Here is a 1,105-nt window from a genome sequence, read left to right as displayed (position 1 = left end):
CTTGAATTATGTATCGGCGGAAGAGGGAACCGGATTTACGTTTCAACAGAATTTATCCAGGGCAAAGATTGATTTCAAAAACACCAAAATCAAGTTTTACGACTATTTGGAAATTGAGGAAATCGATAAGATGCTAACCAAACGCCAAAACGCCCGCATCATAGTTCTGGACAACGCCACGGCTTATGTAGATGATTTGAAAACGGCAGTATTGCGAAGATTGAAAAGAGATTATCCCGATGTATTATTCATCATAATGGCACACAGTGAAAAAAACGAACCTACCACAGCAATGGCAAAATTAGCAAAGAAACTGTGTAACGTTTATTTCAGAATTGAAGGTTTAACGGCATTTGTAGGAGGCAGATGTCCGGGAGGAACAATAACAATCAACGAACAAACAGCAATGCTATTTCACGGTAGCGAAATCAAAAACAAAAAGGCATCATGAAAGCAACAACCCAAAATCAAATCCAAGATTACTTACAATGGTCGTCTGAAAAATATGAAGACAGATTATTATTAAGCGTTATGAAATGGTGCCAACATTATGGCCAATGCCCAAGCATAGTGCAACAACTATTGGCAAACTCACAAGTAAATCAATGGTTTATGCGTGAACATCACAAATGCGAACTTCAATTTTTGAAAATAGTGGATGTAGTACCACCCAAACACGATCAACTCCAAGCGCATTACAAAGCTTGCACGGCTCAAGTAATGGCGATATATCCAAAAGCATTGCTGGCTAAAATCAAGCGAAACAAAGACTTTTCAAACCTAATAGTAACCCATACGCCAGTGTATTATGCTAATTAAAATTACCCGCCTTGAGGACTTACACGATGTTTTGGACTATTGTTCAAATCAGCAAGCATTTGGGAAACCTGCCTGTTTTACAGTATTAGAACGCATTTGCATCAATCAAGAACGAGGCTCATTGTTGAGCCAAATTAATCAAGACAATCAGGAAGGCGACAAAAGGCACTACAAATGCCCGCCAAAGCTAGAGAGCAAAATCCGCTTCATCACTCAAAAAGTAATAGATATTAATTTAATAACCAATTAAAATGAACACAGAAACACAAGAAAAACCAGTAAAATC

3 protein-coding genes are annotated in these 1,105 nt (G+C 37.9%); all 3 read left to right on the top strand.

Translation table 11 applies throughout. From position 1 onward, the window contains the following. Positions 1-451: hypothetical protein (locus IR213_RS16125; protein ID WP_194313299.1), on the top strand; the 451-nt coding region annotated here is incomplete at its 5' end. Continuing rightward, positions 448-819 carry a hypothetical protein gene (locus tag IR213_RS16120; RefSeq protein WP_194313302.1) on the top strand — a complete coding sequence of 124 codons (372 nt, stop codon included), beginning with the start codon at positions 448-450 and terminating at the stop codon, positions 817-819. The genes IR213_RS16125 and IR213_RS16120, both read left to right, overlap by 4 nt. Next, positions 809-1,069: a hypothetical protein gene (locus IR213_RS16115; RefSeq protein WP_194313301.1), complete on the top strand. Its 261-nt coding sequence runs from the start codon at positions 809-811 to the stop codon at positions 1,067-1,069. Before IR213_RS16120 ends, IR213_RS16115 begins: the two co-directional genes overlap by 11 nt. Positions 1,070-1,105: the final 36 nt, after the last annotated feature.

The organism is Flavobacterium soyangense, assembly GCF_015277675.1.
GTDB lineage: Bacteria > Bacteroidota > Bacteroidia > Flavobacteriales > Flavobacteriaceae > Flavobacterium > Flavobacterium soyangense.
Note: the sequence above shows the minus strand (reverse complement) of the source record. Positions and strands in the feature narration are given on the sequence as shown.